This is a genomic window from Puniceibacterium antarcticum (assembly GCF_002760615.1).
Lineage (GTDB): Bacteria > Pseudomonadota > Alphaproteobacteria > Rhodobacterales > Rhodobacteraceae > Puniceibacterium > Puniceibacterium antarcticum.
The window spans coordinates 1-20,829 of sequence record NZ_AWWI01000085.1; the positions used below are offsets into that span (position 1 = coordinate 1).

Below are 20,829 nucleotides of genomic sequence, written 5' to 3' on the forward strand. Positions count from 1 at the left end.
CCCTGCCCGCGCGGCAGGGGTCTCGCCCGCTGATCCTGAACGCCGATGCCGTGACAGCACCCCGGCTGCGCGCCGCCGGGTTCTGGCCGCTGGTGACGCCGGTGACGCTGGCGATCCTGCCGCTCGGACCAGAGGCGCAGATGCGCGCGGCCTTGCTGCAGAAGTGGCGCAACCGGCTGAACCGGGCGTCAGAGGCGGCGTTGCGGCTCGACTGGTACGACCTGCGCAAGGACCCCGATCACTGGCTGCTGCAGGCAGAGGCGGCGCAGCAGGTGCAGCGGGGCTATCGCGGCTGGCCGCTGCAGTTTGTGCGCGCCTTTGCCGAGGCCAATCCGGGCAAGGCGCGGCTGCTGGTGGCACGGCTGCAGCGCAAGCCGGTCGCGGCGGCGCTGTTCCTGTGTCACGGCGCGATGGTGACCTATCAGATCGGCCACAGCCTGCCAGAGGGGCGGCGGCTGAACGCGATGAACCTGATCCTGTGGGAGGCGATGCGCAGTCTTGCCCGGCGCGGGCACGCCCTGCTGGATCTGGGGGTGCTGAATGGGCAGGACGCGCCGGGGCTGATGCATTTCAAGCTGGGCACCGGGGCGCAGGCCACGCCGCAGGGTGGCACATGGCTGTACCATCGCGCGCTGGCCCCGCTGGCCCGCCACCTGCCCGCACAGCTGGCGCGCTAGAGCGCGTCAGCGGTAGAGCAGCGATTTTCCATCAGCAAAAAGATGCACCTTTTGCGGGGTAGCGCCCAGCTTGACCTCTGTCCCGCGCAGGCCGGTGTGGATGCCGGGCAGTTTGGCGATCACCGGATCGGCGGCGCCCTCCTCTTTTTCGAAATAGAGCAGCGTGACCTCGCCCAAAGCCTCTGTGATGTTCACCTTGCCGTTGAAGATGAAATCGACGCCAGTCGCGACCTCCAGAAAATCCTCGGGGCGCACGCCGACTTTGACGTGGCGGCCCATGTCCGACTCCTGCGTCGGATAATCCGATACGGCAACGCCGCCATTGCCCATCTTCACTGTGGTCTGCGGGCCAGTGCCGATCACTTCGCCCGGCAGCAGGTTCATCGCCGGGGAGCCGATGAACTGCGCCACAAATTCACCGTTGGGCCGTTCGTAAAGGTCCAAGGGCGAGCCGACCTGCGCGATCCCCTTATTGGCCAGCACGACGATGCGGGTGGCAAGTGTCATCGCTTCGACCTGATCATGGGTCACATAGATCATCGTGCTGTCGGGCATGGATTCCTTGAGCTGGGCAATTTCGATCCGGGTCGCGACGCGCAGGGCGGCGTCGAGGTTCGACAGCGGTTCGTCAAACAGATAAACCTTTGGGTCGCGCACGATGGACCGCCCGATCGCCACCCGCTGGCGCTGCCCGCCCGACAGCGCCTTTGGCAGACGGTCCAGATAGTCATCCAACTGCAGGATTTTGGCCGCCTTGGCGACAGCCGCTTCGATTTCTGCCGGGGATTTCTTGGCGATCTTCAGCGCAAAGCTCATGTTGTCGCGCACGGTCATATGCGGATAAAGCGCGTAGGACTGGAACACCATCGCGATGCCACGCTGGGCGGGGGGCACGTTGTTGACCACCTGCCCGTCGATTTCCAGCGTGCCGCGGGTGATCTTTTCTAGCCCCGCAATCATCCGCAGCAGGGTGGATTTGCCACAGCCCGAGGGGCCGACAAACACGATCAGCTCGCCCTGCTTGATATCGAGGTTGATGTCCTTGAGCACATTAATCGTGCCCCCATAGGTCTTGGCGACGTCCTTGAGTTTCAGATTGGCCATACGTGTCCCCTCCCCGGGATCCTGTGCTGTATCATGCGACCCGGACCGACAGCGCGGGCTGCCACGGGCCAAGGTGCAGGTTGCCATCCGGTGCGACACCCGCACTGCCCAGATCGGCCCCGATCTGGCGCCATGTGCCGACTGGCATCGGCATGGTCGCGGGGTCGTGACTGAGGTTGAAGGCGCAGAACAGGCTTTCGTCGCCTTCGGTGCGGATGAAATGCAGGATGCTGCCCGACGTGCCCAGATCGTGGATCGTGCCCTTGACCAGTGCCGGATGGGCATGGCGCAGGGCGATGGCGCGTCGGTAATGGTGCAGGATGGCGGCGGGGTCCTGTTCCTGCGTGCTGACAGCGTGGTTGAGGTGTTCATGGCTGACCGGCAACCACGGATGGCCTTGGGTAAAGCCACCGTTTTGATTGCTTGGCTCCCACACCATCGGCGTGCGGCATCCGTCGCGGCCCTTGAACGCGGGCCAGAAGCGTTTGCCATAGGGGTCCTGCAGATCTTCAAACGCGACATCGGCTTCGGGCAGGGCCAGCTCTTCGCCCTGATAAAGGCAGACAGAGCCACGCAGGCACATCATCATCGTGGTGAAGCAGCGCGCGCCAGCCTCTGACAGGTGCCAGCGCGAGATGTGGCGCGGCACGTCATGGTTGGAAAACGCCCAGCAGACCCAGCCGTCCGAGGCAACTTCGGCAATCTTGTTCATCACCGATGTGATGTATTGCGGTGTGGGCATATGGTCCGAGAGCAGTTCGAACGCATAGGACATGTGCATGAGGTCATCGCCGGCGGTGTACTGGCCAAGGATTTCGAGCCCGCGCTGGTCATCCCCGACCTCACCCACCGCAGCGGCGCCGTATTCGTTCAGAACGGCGCGGAACTTGCGCAGAAAATCGAGGTTTTCCGGCTGCGTCTTGTCATAAAGGTGGTTCTGCCAGGTGTAGGGGTTCACCGCCGGAGCGGTGATGGGGTTGCGTTCCTCCGGCGGCAGGGCCGGGTTGTCGCGCAGTTGGGCGTCGTGCACGTAAAAGTTGATCGTGTCCAGCCGGAAGCCATCTACGCCGCGGTCGAGCCAGAAGCGCGCCGTGTTCAGCAGCGCCTCTTGCACCTTGGGTTCGTGAAAGTTCAGGTCCGGCTGTTCGGTCAGAAAGTTGTGCAGGTAATACTGACAGCGCGACGGTTCCCACTGCCAGGCGGAACCGCCAAAGATCGACAGCCAGTTGTTGGGCGGGGTGCCGTCAGGTTTCGCATCGGCCCAGACGTACCAGTTGGCGTATTCGTTGTCGTGGCTCTTGCGGCTTTCCTTGAACCAGTGGTGATCCTGCGAGGAATGCGACAGCACGAGGTCGATCAGCACCTTGAGGCCGAGGCGGTGTGCGGCAGCGATCAGGATATCGAAATCCGCAAGGCTGCCGAACATCGGATCAACATCGCAATAGTCGCTGACATCATAGCCGAAATCCTTCATCGGCGATCTGAAGAAGGGCGAGATCCAGACCGCATCCACCCCCAGAGAGGCCACATGCGGCAGGCGTTGTGCGATGCCCAGAAGGTCACCGATGCCATCACCGTTGCTGTCCTGAAAGCTGCGGGGGTAGATCTGATAGACCACCGCACCGCGCCACCAGTCGTTGTCTTGCTTTGCCGAAGGCGTGAGGAGGTCCGCCGTTTGGGTCATGTGAGGAGTCTTTCATTAACGTTTGGTGTTACTTGACGGAGCCGGCCAGCAGGCCGCGCACCAGATATTTCTGCATGGCGAAGAAGACGAACAGCGGCACCGCGATCGACACAAACGCCGCCGCCGCCAGAATGCCCCAGTCACCGCCGCGCGAGCCGAGAAGGTCATCGGCGATCTTGACCGTCATCACCCAGGATTCAGAGTTGGACGGCAGAAACACCTTGGCGATCAGCAGGTCATTCCACGTCCACAGGAACTGGAAGATGGCGAATGACGCCAGCGCCGGAAAGGACAGCGGCAGCACGATCTTGGTGAAAACCTGAAAATCTGTCGCGCCGTCAACCTTGGCCGATTCAATGATGTCGCGCGGCAGGCCGACCATGTAGTTGCGCAGCAGGTAGATGGCGAGCGGCAGGCCGAACCCGGTATGCGCAAGCCAGATGCCAAGGAAACTTTGCCCGATACCGATCCTGTTGTGCAGTTGCAGCAGCGGCACCAGCGCCAGTTGCAACGGCACGACCAGCAGGCCGACCACCATGGCGATCAGGAACCCGCGCCCGGCGAAATCCATCCAGGCCAGCGCATAGGCGGCAAAGGCGGCGATCAGGATCGGGATGATGGTCGCGGGGATCGTCACCGTCAGGGTGTTGATAAACGCCCGGTCCATATTGTCCGAGGTCATGATCTGTTGGTAGTTCTGCAGGGAAAAGCTGGGGGGCTGCAGCGTGGTGACATAGACTGACGGCGCGCGGCGGATGTCACTGTCAGAGATATAGGTGAAATCGCCATTTTCAGCGACCTGCAATGACCGGTCGAGCACTTCGCTGCCTGCCACAACCGGATTGCCCTCATCATCCTCGGTCGGCAGCGTGCCCGCGCCATCGGCGTCATAGGCAAATTCAACGCGGGTGTCGTCGACCGTGCCATCCGGTTCGGTCACATCGACGCTGTAGCGGGCATAGACCTGCCCCGGCTCTGCCGCGTCCGGTGCGACGGCAGTGATGCCAAAGCCCGACACCGACCCGCTACCGCCCGCGAACAGATTGCCGCTGAGCACATAATAGTCGCCGTCGCGGGTGACGCCGTCGGGTTCGGGGCTGATGCGGATCGATTCCTCGACCCCGAACATCGAATCCCACCAGCCGCTGGCGGTGATCTGGTCGTTGCTGCGAAAGCTTGACACCAAAAGGCCCACGGTTGGGATCAGCCAAAGGATCACCAGAAGGATCACGCTGAGGTTGGTCACAACAGAGAGTGAGGTCTTTTGTCCTGCGATATTGTCCATTCTCTCTCTCCCTCAGCGCATTTCGCGGCGGGCCTGCCGGATGTTCCAGATCATCACAGGCAGCACGATGATCATGATCACAAAGGCCACGGCGGTGGCGCGCCCGTCATCGCGGAACATGAATTTCATCATGTAACTGGGGAGGATTTCAGTGTCGAAATTGCCCCCAGTCATCGCATAGACGATGTCAAAGACCTTGAGCACGAGGATGGTGATTGTTGTCCAGACCACCACGATGGTGCCCATGATCTGCGGCACCTTGATCTTGAAGAAAATCTGGAACGGGTTGGCCCCGTCGATGATTGCCGCCTCGATTGTTTCTTCGGGGATGCCACGCAGGGCGGCCGACAGGATCACCATGGCAAAGCCTGTCTGGATCCAGATCAGGATCACCATCAGGAAGAAGTTGTTCCAGAACGGGATCTGCATCACATCCAGCGGGGACAGGCCGATGCTGTTGCGCACCGCATTGATGATGCCGATTTCCGGCGTGTTGGCATAGACGAATTTCCAGATCAGCGAGGCGCCGACAAACGAAATCGCCATCGGCATGAAGATCAGCGATTTCGCGATATTGCCCCAGCGCAGCTTGTCGGTGAGCTGCGCCACCAGCAGTCCCAGAAAGGTCGCCCCGGCAGGCACAACCAGCGCCCAGAGGATGTTGTTGAACAGCGCGGTGCGAAAGCCCTCTTCGCTGAACATCTGGGTGTAATTGCCAAAGCCGATGAAGTCAGCCCCCGAGCGGTTGTAAAGCGAGCGGATGAACGATCCCACCACCGGATAGACCAGATACAGGCCCAGCGCGAAAATCGCGGGGAACAGGAACAGCCAGGGCCGCACCAGCGTGGCGCGGTTGATATTGCGCCCGTGATCGTCATTGCGCGGCGGAAAGATGAGTTTGTCGAGGATCAGGTTCGATCCGTAGAAATAGGCGACGCACCCGCCCACACCAATGATGATGGTGATGAAACCCTGTAGCATCGGGGACATGGCGCTGATCCTTCCCATTTACGGCACCGGGCAACCGCCACAGCTGCCAAGGTGCTTGCCCCGCCCCTCCCTGTCCCGGGCGGGTGTGCGGACGGCCCTGCCCCGCGCCGCCGAATCGGCGCGGGGTGTTGTTTCGCGGGGTTCGCCGCCTTAGCGGATCGAATCCCAGCGGTTCTGGATGTCAGTTGCGACCGCGTCTGCCGGGGTGCCGGTCACGTAGTCGACCATGCCGGTCCAGAAGGCGCCCGCACCGATTTCCGCAGGCATGAGGTCAGAGGCGTCAAAGCGGAAGGTCGTCGCATCGGCCAGGATCTGACCCTGCGCGCGCTGTGAATCCTCGGCATAGACATCCGGGTTCACACCGGCATGGGCGGTCAGAAATCCGCCCTGCGCCATCCAGAGTTCATGTGCGATCGGCGTCTTGAGGAATTCGATCATGGCGCTTGTCGCCTCGGATGGTTTGGTGATGCCAAACAGCGTGCCGGCCCCAAGGACGGGCTTGCCCAGATCCTTTTCCTCGTAAGCGGGGAAATAGAAGAAATCCACATCTTCCCCCACCTCGGTGCCCTCGGGGAAGAAGGCCGGGATAAAGGACGCCGCGCGGTGCATGTAACATTCCGGCGGGATCGAGAAGAGACCGGCGGGGCTGTCACGGAAGTCGGTTGTGGCCACGGCCTGCGCGCCGCCCTGCACGAAATCATCGTTCTTGGCGAACCAGCCGAATTCCTCGATCGCCTCGACCACCTTGGGGTCGTTGAATTTAAGATCATTGCTGACCCAGGCATCGTAATCTTCGGGTGTCTGGGTGCGCAGCATCATGTCTTCGACCCAGTCGGTGGCGGGCCAGCCGGTGGCCGCACCAGAGCCAAGCCCGATGCACCAGGGCGTGCCACCGTCATCGACGATCTGCTGGCTCAGTTCCTTCAACTCTTCCATGCTTTCGGGGATGTCATAACCCATCTCATCAAAGGCGATGGGCGAATACCAGACCAGCGATTTCAGATCGACCCGGTAGAACAGGCCATAGAGCGCGTCGTTGCCGTCCGGCCCCTCATAGGTGCCCAGATCGACCCAGGACGGACCGGCAGAATAGTTTTCAGCCACCCAGTCGGCTGTGCCTTCGGCCAGCGGCGTCAGCAGGCCCTGCTTCGCCATATCGGCGGCAAGTCCGGGCTGGGGAAAGACGGCCAGATTGGGCGCGGACCCGGCGCGGCTGGAAATCACGATATCCTGTTCAAAGCTGTCGGAGCCGGAATAATTGGCCGTCGCCCCGGTGGCCGCTTCGAAATACTTGAAAACCTCGTCAACCTTGGCCTTTTCATTGCCGGTCCAAGGGCCGGTGATTTCGACCGTCTGGCCGGGCAGGTCATACTGATCGGCAAAGGCATTGTAGCTGTCCCAGTTGAACCCGCCCTCACCCGGCGCGAACTTGAGGTCCGCCGCGGCGCCACCCTGCGCTGTCAGCGCAAGCGCGGCGACACTCGCATAAAGTGCATGTTTCATTCAAAATCCTCCCAGATTCAATGCGTTTGGCACCCTGCCGGCGGCTGTGCGAACAGACTCGCCTCAAAGCGCTTTGGACTTTCTTAGGCTCGCTCAGATGCCCCCAGCTGTCAATGGCGGCTGTCATTATTTCCGGCAGGAACATGCCGCGGCGCAGCTTTAGCGTGTGTGCAGAAACAGCTTTCGCCGGGGTCAGATTTGCGTGTAACCTCAGGGTAATTTAAAGCGCTTTGGAAGCCTGTTGCCCGATGAACCTCAAGGAACTTGCCAAACATCTGAACCTGTCCCAGACCACGGTCAGCCGGGCGCTGAACGGCTATCCGGAGGTCAACAAGGCGACGCGGCTGCGCGTCGAGGTGGCAGCGCGCGAGTTCAACTATACCCCCAACGCCCGGGCCAAGGGGCTGGCGACGGGGCGGTCGATGTCCATCGGCCATGTCATCCCCACCTCGTCCAAACGCGAGATGGTGAACCCGGTGTTCGGCGATTTCATCACCGGCGCCTCAGAGGCCTATGTGCAGGCGGGCTATGACCTTGTCCTCACGCTGGTCGAGGATGGCGATGAAGAGCGGCTATACCGCAACATCCGCGACAAGGGGAATGTGGACGGCATCATCGTGCACAGCCCGCAGATGGACGACAGCCGCATCGCGCTTCTGCTGGATCTGGGGCTGCCCTTTGTGGTGCATGGGCGCGCATCCGACATCACCGCCAATTATTCCTGGGTCGACATGAACAACCGGGGCGCGTTCCGACGCGCCACCGGCTTTCTGGCCGAGCTTGGGCATCGACGCATCGCGCTGGTCAACGGGCTGGAGCATATGGATTTCGCCTATCGCCGCCGCGACGGCTATCTGGCGGCACTGGAGGCGCATGGGCTGAAGGTGGACCCGGCATTGCTGCGCGCCGGTGAGATGACGGAAATGCTGGGTCATGCCTCGGCACAAGAGATGCTGGCCCTGCCCGATCCGCCGACCGCCTTTCTGTCATCATCGATGATGACGGCCATCGGCCTGCGCCGTGCGATTCAGGAGGCGGGCCTGCAAATGGGGCGTGATGTGTCGGTGATCACCCATGATGACGAACTGGCCTATCTCAAGAACGGGCAGACGGTGCCGATCTTCACGGCAACGCGGTCCTCTGTGCGGGCGGCGGGACGGCGTGCGGCGGATATGCTGTTGCGCCTGATCGCCGATCCGGGCTGCGGGCCCTTGCACTCTTTGCTAGAAGCAGAGTTGATCCTGGGGGAGTCCACCGGGCCTGTGCCGGTTGCGCGCCCTGAAAAGACCTATCGACAAGGACAGACATGAAACACAAACGCAGTGATTTCCCGCAAGGGTTTCAGTTTGGCACCGCCACATCCAGCTATCAGATCGAGGGGCATGGCTTTGGCGGCGCGGGTCCCACCCATTGGGACAGCTTTGCCGCAACGCCGGGCAATGTGGTGCGGGCGGAAAACGGGGCGCGTGCCTGTGACCATTATCACCGGTTCGAGGCCGATCTTGATCTGGTGCAGGCGGCGGGGTTTGACTGCTACCGCTTTTCCACCTCCTGGGCGCGGGTCCTGCCCGAGGGCACCGGCACACCGAATCCCGAAGGTCTTGATTTCTATGATCGCCTGACCGACGCCATGCTGGAACGCGGGATCAAACCCTGTGTCACGCTTTATCACTGGGAACTGCCCTCGGCGCTGGCGGACAAGGGCGGCTGGACCAACCCCGACATCGCCAAATGGTTCACCGACTATGCCGAGGTCATCATGGGCCGCATCGGTGACCGGATGCATTCCATCGCAACGATCAACGAACCCTGGTGTGTCGCCTGGATGAGCCATTTTCTGGGCTTTCACGCCCCCGGCCTGCGCGACATCCGCGCCACTGCGCGGGCCATGCACCATGTTCTGCTGGCCCACGGCACGGCGACACAGGCGATGCGCGCCATGGGTCTGGGCAATCTGGGTGCGGTGTTCAACATGGAATGGGCCGAGCCGGTGGATGACAGCACCGAAGCCGCGCGCGCCGCCGCCACCTATGACGGCTATTACAACCGCTTCATCTGGACGGGGTGTTCAAAGGCTCCTACCCCCAGACCGTGCTGGACGCCATGGAACAACACCTGCCCAAGGGCTGGCAGAACGATTTCCCGGTGATCGGCGAAAAGGTCGACTGGTGCGGCGTGAACTATTACACCCGCAAGGTCCTTGCCCCCAACAACGGCCCATGGCCAAGCCTTGACGAGGTCGAGGGCCCGCTGCCCAAAACCTTTATGGATTGGGAGATCTATCCCGAGGGGCTCTACCGCTTCCTCAAACGCACCGCCGCAGAATACACCGGCGATCTGCCGCTGATCGTGACCGAAAACGGCCTTGCCGCGCCGGACATCCTTGAGAACGGCAGCGTCAAAGACCCCAATCGCCGCGATTTCATCGACTTGCACATGGCGGCGATCAAGCGCGCGATTGACGAAGGCGTGCCTGTGTCGGGCTATTACATCTGGTCCCTGCTCGACAATTACGAATGGGCGCTGGGCTATGAAAAACGCTTTGGCCTCGTGCATGTGGACTTTGACAGCCTTGTCCGCACGCCCAAAGATTCGTACCACGCGCTTGCAAAGGCACTGAAAGAGTAGACCCATGGCCAACAGCACAGACATCACCGCCGTCGTCGCCGACATCGGCGGCACCAATACACGGGTCGCGATGACGCGTGGCACCGTGGTGCAGACAGACACGATCCGCCGCTACCGCAACGCCGATCACACCGGCCTGAGCGAGGTGCTGGTGCACTACCTCGGGGCGCTGGGCGCCACACCCGACGCCGCCTGCGTCGCCATGGCCGGGCCGGTGCTGAATGGTGTCGGGCGGCTGACCAACATCGACTGGACCGTGGACCGCGACATGATCGCCGCAGCGACCGGTGCCAAAACCGTCGGCGTGCTGAACGATCTGCAGGCGCAGGGTCATGCGCTCGACCATCTGACGGATGACAACCTCACCTGCCTGATGCCCGGCGCACCGGCAAGCGCCCATGCGGCCAAGCTGGTGATCGGCGTCGGCACCGGCATGAACGCCGCACCGGTGTTCCGTCTGGGTGGGCAGACCCTGGTGCCGCCGTCGGAATCCGGTCACATAACCCTGCCCCTGCAGACAGAGGAAGAGCTGCGCCTGATGACATTCATCGCCCGCCAGCATGGCATGCCGGGGGTCGAGGATGTGCTGTCAGGTCGTGGGTTCGAGCGGGTCTACGCGTGGCTCTGTGAAGAGGACGGCGGCGCTGCGCCGCTGGATGCCAATGCCATCATGCAGGCGGTCGAGGCGGGCACAGATCCCCGCGCAATCCGCGCAATCGGGGTGTTTACCCGGATGCTGGGTCGGGTCGCGGGCAACCTTGCGCTGATCAACCTGCCCTTTGGCGGGATCTACCTGATCGGCGGCGTGGCGCGGCATTTCGGGCCGCACCTTCTGGCGCAGGGCTTTGCCGAGGCGTTCCGCGACAAGGGGCGCTTTGCCGGTTTCATGGATCAGTTCCCAGTGCATCTGGTGACGGATGATTATGCGGCGCTGACCGGATCGGCCTGCCATCTGGCGGAAATCCTTGCACAGGATGCCTGATCCCTGCAAGAAATCGCCCAACATTGCACCATCGCCAAAAAACTAAGCGACACTTCGCAAGATTAGGGTTTCCACTCGGAAACTTAAAATTGTCTTTAACAGAACAGCTCTAGGGATGGCGGTAACGCCATCATCCGGCACAGCAGAAACGGGACGTACAGACATGAACATGGTCAGCCGCAACACCATAACGACCGACGATTTTCGCGCCGCAATCCTGCGCCATCTGACCTATGAACTGGGCAAGGATGCAAGCCATGCCGCGGTCGAGGACTGGCGCATGGCGCTGTCCTTTGCCGTGCGCGACCAGATCGTGGACAGCTGGTTCGCCGCCACCCGCAAGACCTATGACGCAGGCGCCAAGCGCGTCTATTACCTGTCGATGGAATTTCTGATCGGCCGGCTGCTCAAGGACGGCATCATCAACCTGCGCCTGCTGGATCAGGCACGCGAGGCGATGCAGGCGCTGGGGCAGGATTTCGACACCGTGCTGGCGGATGAACCCGACGCTGCGCTGGGCAACGGGGGCCTTGGCCGTCTTGCGGCCTGTTTCCTGGAAAGCCTTTCGACCCTTGGTTGCCCGGCCTATGGCTATGGCATCCGCTATGAACACGGGCTGTTCCGCCAGTCCTTTGTGGATGGCCGTCAGATGGAGGCGCCGGAAACCTGGCTGCTGCAGCGTCACCCTTGGGAATTCGAACGCCCCGAATCGCGTTATCGCATCGGGTTCGGCGGCGAGGTCAGCACCAAGGCGGGCAAGACCATCTGGACCCCTGCCGACAGCGTCGATGCAGAGGCCTATGACACCCCCGTCATCGGCTGGCAGGGCCGTTGGGCCAACACGCTGCGGCTGTGGTCGGCTGTCGCCTCGGACGGGCCCTTTGATCTGGACAGTTTCAACCGGGGTGATTTCGCCGGGGCGGCCCGGCCAGAGGCGCTGGCGCGCACCATTTCCCGCGTGCTTTACCCCGATGACACCACCGAACAGGGCAAAGAGCTGCGTCTGAAGCAGGAATATTTCCTGACCAGTGCCGCGCTGAAAGACATCCTGCGGCGGTTTGATTCCGAACATGACGACATCGGCAAGCTGCCCGGCAAGGTCGCGATCCAGCTGAATGACACCCACCCGGCCATTGCCGGGCCAGAACTGGTGCGCATCCTGCATGACGAACGCGGCCTGCCGTTCGAAGAGGCCATGAAGATGGCACAGGCCTGCCTGAGCTACACCAACCACACCCTGCTGCCCGAGGCACTGGAAAGCTGGCCAGAGGGGCTCTTCGGCAAGCTGCTGCCGCGTCATCTGCAGATCGTCGACCGCATCGACGATGCCCATGCAAAGGCCAACCCTTCGCGCACCCTCTCGGCGCGCTCGGACCATCAGGTCAAGATGGGCGAGCTGTCGTTCATCATGGCGCACAAGGTCAACGGCGTGTCGGCCCTGCACACGGAGCTGATGAAAACCACGGTATTTTCGGAATTCCACCGCCTGCACCCGGATCGCATCATCAACCAGACCAACGGCGTCACCCCGCGCCGCTGGCTGCTGTCGTGCAACCCGCGCCTGTCGGGGCTGATCACCGACACGATCGGCGAAGGCTGGGTCGATGATCTGGAACAGCTCAAGGGGATCGAGCCGCATATTTCCGATGCCGGCTGGCTGGAACGCTACGCTGCGGCCAAGCGCGACAACAAGGCGGATCTGGCCAACTGGATGGCGAAAACCACCGGCGTCAAGGTCGATCCCGCCATGATGTTCGACGTGCAGATCAAGCGCCTGCATGAATACAAACGCCAGCATCTGAATATTCTTGAGGCGATTGCCCATTGGCAGGAAATCAAGGCCAACCCATCGGCAGACTGGACGCCGCGCCTGAAGATCTTTGCCGGCAAAGCCGCGCCGGGCTATTTCTTTGCCAAGGATATCATCCGTCTTATCAATGACGTGGCCAAGGTTCTGAATGCGGATACCGACACCCGCGATGTGCTGCAGGTGGCGTTCCTGCCCAATTACAACGTGACGCTTGCTGAACGGCTGATCCCTGCCGCTGATCTGTCCGAACAGATCTCGACCGCCGGAAAAGAGGCATCGGGCACCGGCAACATGAAGTTCGCCCTGAACGGCGCACTGACCGTCGGCACGCTCGACGGCGCAAATGTGGAAATCCGCGACCATGTGGGCGCAGACAACTTCTTCCTCTTCGGCATGACCGCCGACAAGGTCGAGGAACGCCGACTGATTCCTGATCACGCAGCTCAGGCAATTGCCGCAGATCCGCGCCTTGGGGCCGCGCTCAAGGCGATCCGCGACGGCGTGTTTTCGCCGGACGAACCGGGGCGCTATCACAACATCACCGATAACCTGACCGGGCCTGACTATTTCCTCGTCGCGTCTGATTTCACCGATTATTACCGCGCCCAGCGCGAGGTGGACGCCGCCTTCAAGGACAAGACCCACTGGATGACCATGGCGGCGCTGAACACCGCGCGGTCCGGCTGGTTCTCGTCCGACCGCACGATCACAGACTACATGTCCCAGATCTGGGATGCGAAAAGCCTGCGCGACAGCTGATTGCGCCAATCCGCTGTTTTCTGACAGCACGCCGGGCACCCCCTGCCCGGCGTGCTTTTTTTGTGCTGTGACAGGCCGCTGCGCTGTGCCCAAGATCGCCGCGTATTCGGTTTGAAACCGCCGCAAATCCCGCATGGGGCTTGCAGAAGATGAAAACGCGCATAGGGTTATAGGCATGACAGAGCATATAGAACCAAAGACTTTCGCCCTGTTGCAACGCGTCATCAATGCGCGCTGTGATGATCCTTTTGCCGTACTGGGGCCGCATATGGTCGGGGGCGCGCGCTGCGTCACCGCCTATGATCCCGGTGCCACCGCCATGTGGGCCGTCGTGGACGGCACCGCCCATCCGCTGGACCAGCAGCCCTCCCTTCCCGGCATTTTCCGTGGAACCGTTCCGGGGTCCAAACCGTATGTCCTGCGTGGACAGGGTGACACCGGTGCGACATGGGAGTTTGAAGATGCCTACAGGTTCGGGCCCGTGCTGGGACAGATAGACGAATACCTTCTGGGCGAAGGCACCCATCGCAGGCTGTGGCAGGTCCTTGGCGCGCATGTGCGCGAACACGAGGGCGTGCAGGGCACCTCTTTTGCCGTCTGGGCCCCCAATGCCCGGCGCGTGTCGGTCGTGGGTGACTTCAACCTGTGGGACGGACGGCGCCATGTGATGCGGCGGCGCGGTGCGACGGGTGTCTGGGAAATCTTCATTCCCGGCACAACCGAAGGCACCGCCTATAAATACGAACTCGTCGGCTCCAACGGCAAGGTTCTGCCGCTCAAGGCTGATCCGGTTGGCTTTGGCTCTCAGCACCCCCCTGAAAATGCCTCCGTCGTGCGCGACATCCGCGGCTATGGCTGGTCTGACACCCCCTGGATGACCAAGCGTGAGGCGAACAATGCCCGCACCGCGCCAATCTCGGTTTACGAGGTGCATCTGGGGTCCTGGCGGCGCAAGGAAAACGGCCGCCGCATTTCCTATATCGAGGCGGCGGATGAACTCGTCGCCTATGTCAAGGATATGGGGTTCACGCATATCGAGCTGATGCCGATCTCTGAATACCCCTTTGACGGCTCTTGGGGCTATCAGCCGGTGGGCATGTTCGCACCCACGGTGCGCCACGGGCCGCCGCATGAATTCCGCGACCTGGTCAATGCCGCGCACAAGGCCGATGTCGGCGTGATCCTGGACTGGGTGCCGGGGCATTTCCCGACCGATGCACATGGTCTGGGCCAGTTCGACGGCACCGCCCTTTATGAACATGGTGACCCGCGCGAAGGGTTCCATCAGGACTGGAACACGCTGATCTACAACTACGGTCGGCGCGAGGTTGCGAATTACCTGACCGCCAATGCGCTTTACTGGCTCGAGGAATACCATGTCGACGGGCTGCGGGTGGATGCGGTCGCCTCCATGCTCTACCGCGACTATTCCCGCAAGGATGGCGAATGGGTCCCCAACAAGGATGGCGGGCGCGAAAATTACGAAGCCATCGCCATGCTGCAGAACATGAACACCTTCACCTATGGCGAGGTGCCTGGGATCATGACGGTGGCCGAGGAATCTACCTCATATCCCAAAGTCTCCGGGCCAGTGCATGAGGGCGGGCTGGGGTTCGGCTACAAGTGGAACATGGGCTGGATGAACGACACGCTGGATTACATGAAAAAGGATCCGCTGTATCGCAAGCATCACCACCACCAGATGACCTTTGGCCTCGCCTATGCGTTTTCAGAGAACTTCATCCTTCCGATCAGCCATGACGAGGTCGTGCATGGCAAGGGGACCATGCTGGACCGGATGCCGGGCACTGAGTGGGAAAAATTCGCCAACCTGCGCGCTTATTACAGCTTCATGTGGGGGCACCCGGGTAAAAAGCTGCTGTTCATGGGGCAGGAATTTGCACAGGCCAAGGAATGGAACCACGATACCGAACTTGACTGGGACGGCGCCGAAAAGCCCAACCACAAGGGTATCCAGAGCCTCGTGCGGGATCTGAACAGACTTTACGCCGCGACGCCCGCGCTGCATGTCAAGGATTGCGACCCCGAAGGCTTCCAGTGGATCGAGGCGGATGATGCAGAGGCGTCGGTTTTTGCCTGGATCCGGCGCGGTGCTCCCGGCGATCCAGAGGTGGTGGTGATCAGCAACATGACACCGCAGGAACACACCGCCTATCCGCTGGGGATGCCGTCCGAAGGCACCTGGCGCGAGGTGCTGAATACAGATGCAGCCGTCTATGGCGGTGGTGGTCGGGGCAACATGGGCAGCGTGAGCGCAGTGAAGGTGCCACGTAACGGCCAGCCCGCCAGTGCGACCGTGATGCTGCCGCCGCTGGCGACGATCTTTCTGATCAAGGACTGAAGACCAGGACACCGTCGGTCAGACAATAAAGGGGCGGCCCCACGGGGTCGCCCACCAAAGGGGAGGAGACCAGGAATGACACTTTCAAGCAACCGGCTGGCCAGCAGGTCCATGGCATTTGTGCTAGCCGGGGGCCGCGGATCGCGGCTGATGGAATTGACGGACCGTCGGGTGAAACCGGCGGTCTATTTCGGTGGCAAGACACGGATCATCGATTTTGCCCTGTCCAATGCGCTGAATTCCGGCATCCGCCGGATTTCAGTCGCCACACAGTACAAGGCGCATTCGCTGATCCGCCACTGCCAGCGCGGCTGGAACTTTTTCCGCGCGGAACGCAACGAATTTCTGGATATCCTCCCAGCCTCCCAGCGCGGCGGGGACGATGCCTGGTATCGCGGCACGGCGGATGCGGTGACGCAGAACATCGACATCGTCGACAGCTATGATGTGGATTACGTGCTGATCCTTGCGGGGGATCACATCTACAAGATGGATTACGAACTGATGATCCAGCACCACGTCGATTCCGGTGCGGATGTGACGATCGGCTGTCTGACCGTGCCCCGGGCCGAGGCATCGGCCTTTGGTGTCATGGGCGTCGATGGCAATGACATCATCACCTCCTTCCTTGAAAAACCCGCTGATCCGCCGGGCACGCCGGACGATCCGAACGTCACGCTGGCGTCGATGGGCATCTATGTCTTCAACTGGAAATTCCTGCGCGATCTGCTGGTCCGGGATGCACAGGATCCAAAGTCCAGCCATGATTTCGGCAATGACCTGATCCCCGACATCGTCAAGAACGGCAAGGCGCAGGCGCACCGCTTCACCGACAGCTGTGTGCGCACCTTGCCGGAATCGCCGGTCTACTGGCGCGATGTGGGCACGGTGGATGCCTTCTGGAAGGCGAATATCGACCTGACGGATTTCACGCCGGAACTGGACATGTGGGACAAGAACTGGCCGATCTGGACCTATTCCGAACATGTTCCCCCCGCCAAGTTCATCCATGACGAGGCGAACCGCAGGGGCGTCGCAATCAGCTCGCTCGTGTCGGGCGGCTGCATCGTGTCTGGCACGGAAATCCGCCAGTCGCTGCTGTTCACGCAGGTGCATACCAATTCCTATGCCACACTGGATCAAGCCGTGGTGCTGCCCTATGCCAATATCGCCCGCCATGCCCGGCTGACCAAGGTGGTGATCGACAGCCATGTGCGCATCCCCGAAGGGCTGGTCGTCGGCGAAGACCCCGATGAGGACAAGAAATGGTTCCGCGTGTCCGAAGGCGGCGTCACCCTGATCACCCAATCCATGCTGGATAAAAGAGCCGCCACCCTATGAACAAAGTCCTGTCTGTTGCCTCCGAATGTGTCCCCCTGATCAAGACCGGAGGTCTTGCGGATGTGGCAGGCGCTCTGCCCGCTGCCCTTGCGGGTTGCGGCGTAGACATGCGCACGCTGATCCCCGGCTATCCGGCTGTCATGGCGGGAATAGAAGGCGCGCATGTGATCGCTGACCTTGGCGATCTCTTTGGTGGCCCTGCCACGGTGCGGCATGCGGCGCTGGGGGAACAGGTGGTTTATGTTCTGGATGCGCCGCATCTTTATGACCGCCCCGGCACCCCCTATCTGGCGCCCGACGGCCATGACTGGCCGGACAATCCCGAACGCTTTGCCGCGCTGTCCTGGGCGGCGGCGCAGATCGGCGCGCAGGGCATCGACGGCTGGACGCCAGAGGTGTTGCATCTGCACGACTGGCAGGCCGGTCTTGCCCCGGTCTATCTGCACCAAATGGGCGCGGCGGGGCATGTGGGCACGCTGCTGACCGTGCACAACATCGCCTTTCAGGGCATCGCCCCCGCCGACCGGCTGGATGCGCTGCGCCTGCCCCGGTCGTGGTACAATCCCGGCGGGCTTGAATATTACGGGCGAATCAGCGCGCTCAAGGCCGGGCTGGTGTGGGCCGACAAGATCAGCACCGTCAGCCCCACCTATGCGGCCGAGCTGATGACACCGGAATTCGGTCTGGGGCTTGAGGGCGTGCTGCGCGAACGCCAAGCCGATCTGACCGGCATCCTGAACGGCATCGACCTGGACGCCTGGTTGCCGCCCTATACCAGCCCTGCGGGCAAGGCTGAACGCACCCGTGCCCTGCGCGAAGACATTGGCCTGCCGCCCAGTGACGGCCCCCTGTGCATCGTCGTCTCCCGCCTGACGGAACAAAAGGGGCTGGATCTGCTGCTGGAGGTGCTGCCAACGCTGCTGGATGCGGGCGGGCAGTTGGCGCTGCTTGGCTCTGGCGATGCGCGGCTTGAGGCGGGCTACAGGGATGCCGCCGCTCGCTATCCCGGCGTGGTGGTGCGCATCGGCTATGATGAGGTGCTGGCCCATGATCTGATCGCGGGTGGTGACGTGATCCTCGTGCCATCGCGTTTCGAACCCTGCGGGCTGACCCAGCTTTACGGGCTGCGCTATGGCACGCTGCCGCTGGTCGCGCTGACCGGCGGCCTTGCCGACACAGTGATCCCCGCCAGCCCCGCCGGCATGGCCGCAGGCGTCGCCACCGGGTTTCAGTTCACCCCGGTGACCGCCAACTGCCTGCGCGTCGCGCTCAGCCGGATGTGTGCCCTCTGGCAATCCCCGACGGAATGGCACAGGATGATGGCGAACGCGATGGCACATCCTGTCGGCTGGGATCAGTCAGCCCGGACCTATGCCGCGCTCTATCAGACGCTCAAGAAGGTCCCATGATCAAGTCACCCGCTCTGGCCCCTGGCCACTTTGCCCCTCTGGGGGCCACGTTCGATGGTGAAGGCGTCAATTTTGCCGTCTTTTCCGAACACGCAAAACGCATGACGCTGTGCCTGTTTTCGCCCGATGGCAAGACAGAGACCCATCGCATCGACCTGCCCGAACGCGACGGCGATGTCTGGCACGGCTATGTGTCGGGCGTGAAACCCGGGCAGCTTTACGGCCTGCGCGCCGATGGGCCCTATCAGCCGTCAGACGGCCACCGGTTCAACTACAACAAGCTGCTGATCGACCCCTATGCAAAGCGTCTGACCGGCCACGCCACATGGCACGATGCGCTGATGGGTTACACCGTCGGCCATGCCGACGAAGACCTGAGCTTTGACACACGCGACAGCGCGAAATACATGCCCCGCTGCGTGGTCGAAGATCCCAGCTTCAACTGGGGCAATGACACCCCGCCCAACACGCCGATCAGCCGGTCGGTGATCTACGAGGCGCATGTGCGCGGCCTGACCCAGCTGCACCCGGATGTGCTGAACAAGGGCGGTTTTCTGGCGCTCGCCTCGGATGTCATGCTCGATCATCTGGTGACACTGGGCATCACCGCCATCGAACTGCTGCCGGTGCAGGCCTTCATCAACGACCGCTTTCTGGTGGAAAAGAAGCTGACGAATTACTGGGGCTACCAGACAATCGGCTTTTTCGCGCCTGATCCGCGCTACCTCACGCAGAATGCGCTCTGGGAATTCCAGCACATGGTCGCGCGCCTGCACAGCGTCGGGATCGAGGTGCTGCTGGACGTCGTCTACAACCACACCGGCGAAGGCAACGAACAGGGTCCGACGCTGGCCTTCCGCGGTCTGGACAATGCCAGCTATTACCGGCTGGCCGAGGACAAGCGCTGCTATATCAACGACACCGGCACCGGCAACACGGTGAACATGGATCATCCGATGGTGCTGCGCATGGTGATGGATTCCCTGCGCTACTGGGTCGAGGTCATGCATGTGGACGGCTTCCGGTTCGACCTGTGCTCGACGCTCGGGCGGACGGAAACCGGGTTTGACCGCAACGCTGCCTTCTTTCAGGCCCTGCGGCAGGACCCGGTTCTGGCGGGCGTGAAACTGATCGCCGAACCCTGGGACATCGGCCCCGGCGGCTATCAGGTCGGCGCCTTCCCGCCACCGTTTTCCGAATGGAACGACAAATACCGCGACTCTGTGCGCAAGTTCTGGCGCGGCGACGACGGACAGGTGGCCGAACTTGCCGACCGTCTCACCGGATCGGCGCCGCAGTTCGACCATTCGGGTCGTCCGGCCACCGCCTCGGTCAATCTGATCACCGCCCATGACGGCTATACGCTGGCCGATGTGACCGCCTATGTCGAGCGCCACAATGAAATGAACGGCGAAGACAACCGGGACGGGCACGGCGCCAATTATTCCGACAATTTCGGCGTCGAAGGCCCGAGCGATGACGGCACGATCAACGCCGCCCGCGCCCAGCGGCGGCGCAACATGCTGGCCACGCTGCTGCTGTCGCAGGGCACGCCGATGATCCTGGCCGGGGATGAATTCGGCAATTCGCAAAGCGGCAACAACAACGCCTATTGTCAGGACAATGCCATCGGCTGGGTCGACTGGGACAATGCCGACACGGATCTGATAGAATTCACCACCAAGCTGATCGCCTTTCGCAAGGCGCATCCGATCCTGCGGCAGAAACGGTTCCTGCACGCCCGCGAACGGCTGATCGACGGGATCGAAGATCTGTTCTGGTGGCGCGCCGATGGCGAACACATGCAGGATGACGACTGGAACACCCCCGAACTGCGCTTTCTTTGTGCGGAAATGCGCACCGCCTCAGGCACGCCGAAATACGCCGTGCGCGAAGAGGCAATCCTGCTCGCCTTCAACGCGGGCGAGGCGCTGGACATCACCCTGCCCGAGGCCCCCAAGGGCAAGCATTGGGTACTGCATCTCGACACCTCTGATCCCGAACGCAGCCCGGCCCCCGCCGATGGCGGCGGAATCCGTCATTGCCATGGTGCTAGAGACGCGCCGTGACTGAGGCACTGATCTCGCTGGCCGCCGCCCTTGGCGTCCAGCAAAGCTATGTGGACCAGACGGGCCTGACCCGCGCCACCTCGCCCGAAACGGCGCAGGCGCTGCTGGCCGCCATGGGCCATCCTGTGGCGTCCGAGGCCGAGGCGCAGGAAATCGCGCGGCATCTCGCGGCGCAGGCGCAGGTCCTGCCGCGCTGGCAGGTCTGTGCCCTGGGCCGCCGCGCAGC

14 protein-coding genes and 1 pseudogene are annotated in these 20,829 nt (G+C 62.2%); 10 read left to right on the forward strand and 5 right to left on the reverse strand.

Annotation, left to right across the window (positions count from 1 at the left end):
- On the forward strand, positions 1-677 hold a 677-nt coding region (locus P775_RS12200; protein WP_099911259.1), incomplete at its 5' end, for a GNAT family N-acetyltransferase.
- Positions 678-683: 6 nt separating this feature from the next.
- On the opposite strand, the gene P775_RS12205 is transcribed toward P775_RS12200, so the two are convergent.
- From P775_RS12205 to P775_RS12225, 5 genes are all read right to left on the reverse strand, one after another.
- Complete coding sequence (locus P775_RS12205) at positions 684-1,781, reverse strand: ABC transporter ATP-binding protein (RefSeq protein ID WP_099911260.1); 1,098 nt, start codon at positions 1,779-1,781, stop codon at positions 684-686.
- A 31-nt stretch (positions 1,782-1,812) separates the two neighbouring features.
- On the reverse strand, positions 1,813-3,465 hold the full coding sequence (locus P775_RS12210; protein ID WP_099911261.1) for an alpha-amylase family glycosyl hydrolase: 1,653 nt from the start codon (positions 3,463-3,465) through the stop codon (positions 1,813-1,815).
- A gap of 28 nt (positions 3,466-3,493) precedes the next feature.
- Positions 3,494-4,750, reverse strand: coding sequence for a carbohydrate ABC transporter permease (locus tag P775_RS12215; protein ID WP_099911262.1), 1,257 nt, complete (start codon positions 4,748-4,750; stop codon positions 3,494-3,496).
- A 12-nt stretch (positions 4,751-4,762) separates the two neighbouring features.
- A complete protein-coding gene (locus P775_RS12220) occupies positions 4,763-5,740 on the reverse strand; it encodes a carbohydrate ABC transporter permease (protein ID WP_099911263.1) in 978 nt (325 codons plus the stop codon).
- Positions 5,741-5,890: 150 nt separating this feature from the next.
- On the reverse strand, positions 5,891-7,243 hold the full coding sequence (locus tag P775_RS12225; RefSeq protein ID WP_099911264.1) for an ABC transporter substrate-binding protein: 1,353 nt from the start codon (positions 7,241-7,243) through the stop codon (positions 5,891-5,893).
- 248 nt (positions 7,244-7,491) lie between these two features.
- Here P775_RS12225 and P775_RS12230 point away from each other — a divergent pair, with 248 nt between their 5' ends.
- The 9 genes and pseudogenes from P775_RS12230 to P775_RS12270 form a co-directional block, all read left to right on the forward strand.
- The gene (locus P775_RS12230) at positions 7,492-8,553 is read left to right on the forward strand and encodes a LacI family DNA-binding transcriptional regulator (RefSeq protein WP_099911265.1); all 1,062 of its coding nucleotides are present in this window, start codon (positions 7,492-7,494) and stop codon (positions 8,551-8,553) included.
- Positions 8,550-9,871 (forward strand): annotated as a pseudogene (locus P775_RS12235) (GH1 family beta-glucosidase). The gene P775_RS12230 and the pseudogene P775_RS12235 overlap by 4 nt, the downstream one beginning before the upstream one ends.
- Before the next feature lie 4 nt (positions 9,872-9,875).
- A complete protein-coding gene (locus tag P775_RS12240) occupies positions 9,876-10,853 on the forward strand; it encodes a glucokinase (RefSeq protein WP_099911266.1) in 978 nt (325 codons plus the stop codon).
- Positions 10,854-11,016: 163 nt separating this feature from the next.
- Positions 11,017-13,422, forward strand: a complete 2,406-nt coding sequence (locus P775_RS12245) for a glycogen/starch/alpha-glucan phosphorylase (RefSeq protein ID WP_245875663.1) — start codon at positions 11,017-11,019, stop codon at positions 13,420-13,422.
- A gap of 175 nt (positions 13,423-13,597) precedes the next feature.
- Positions 13,598-15,784 carry a 1,4-alpha-glucan branching protein GlgB gene (glgB, locus tag P775_RS12250; protein ID WP_099911267.1) on the forward strand — a complete coding sequence of 729 codons (2,187 nt, stop codon included), beginning with the start codon at positions 13,598-13,600 and terminating at the stop codon, positions 15,782-15,784.
- Positions 15,785-15,859: 75 nt separating this feature from the next.
- Positions 15,860-17,125 carry a glucose-1-phosphate adenylyltransferase gene (glgC, locus tag P775_RS12255; protein ID WP_099911268.1) on the forward strand — a complete coding sequence of 422 codons (1,266 nt, stop codon included), beginning with the start codon at positions 15,860-15,862 and terminating at the stop codon, positions 17,123-17,125.
- Positions 17,122-18,534 carry a glycogen synthase GlgA gene (glgA, locus tag P775_RS12260; protein WP_099911269.1) on the forward strand — a complete coding sequence of 471 codons (1,413 nt, stop codon included), beginning with the start codon at positions 17,122-17,124 and terminating at the stop codon, positions 18,532-18,534. Before glgC ends, glgA begins: the two co-directional genes overlap by 4 nt.
- Entirely contained in the window at positions 18,531-20,603 is a 2,073-nt protein-coding gene (gene glgX, locus P775_RS12265; RefSeq protein ID WP_099911270.1) for a glycogen debranching protein GlgX, read from the forward strand. Before glgA ends, glgX begins: the two co-directional genes overlap by 4 nt.
- A partial coding sequence (locus P775_RS12270; protein WP_143520893.1) for a hypothetical protein occupies positions 20,600-20,829 on the forward strand: 230 nt, incomplete at its 3' end. The genes glgX and P775_RS12270, both read left to right, overlap by 4 nt.